Raw genomic sequence first — 371 nt, 5'->3', positions numbered from 1 at the left:
GTTGCTTAGGGTCACGGTGTAGGTGATCACGCCGCCTTCGGTGACCGACGGGGCCGTCAGGGTCGCGGTGGTGGTGTCGACCGAGTCGTTGATCGTGGTCTGAGCCGGCGTCGGGTTCGGGGTCAGTTGCTCGAAATTACCGCCAGTGGCGTTCTCGATGGTGACGCTGACGGTCGAACCGTTGTTGTAGACGTCATTGCCCGGGGTCTGGAATTCAACGCTGCCCTGGGTTTTACCCGCTTCAACGGTGATGGTCTGGCCGTTGGACAGGGTAACCGTTACCGGCGTCTGAGCAGGGTTGCTCAGGGTCACGGTGTAGGTGATCACGCCGCCTTCGGTGACTGACGGGGCCGTCAGGGTCGCGGTGGTGG

1 protein-coding gene is annotated in these 371 nt (G+C 62.8%); it reads right to left on the bottom strand.

Annotation, left to right across the window (positions count from 1 at the left end; translation table 11 throughout):
• Positions 1-371, bottom strand: a 371-nt coding sequence (locus FQ668_RS28640) for an immunoglobulin-like domain-containing protein (RefSeq protein WP_178097146.1), incomplete at both ends; no start/stop codon positions are given.

The organism is Pseudomonas sp. Kh14 (assembly GCF_900291005.1).
In the GTDB taxonomy this organism is placed as follows: Bacteria; Pseudomonadota; Gammaproteobacteria; order Pseudomonadales; family Pseudomonadaceae; genus Aquipseudomonas; species Aquipseudomonas alloputida.
This window is presented reverse-complemented; position numbering and strand designations above follow the sequence as displayed.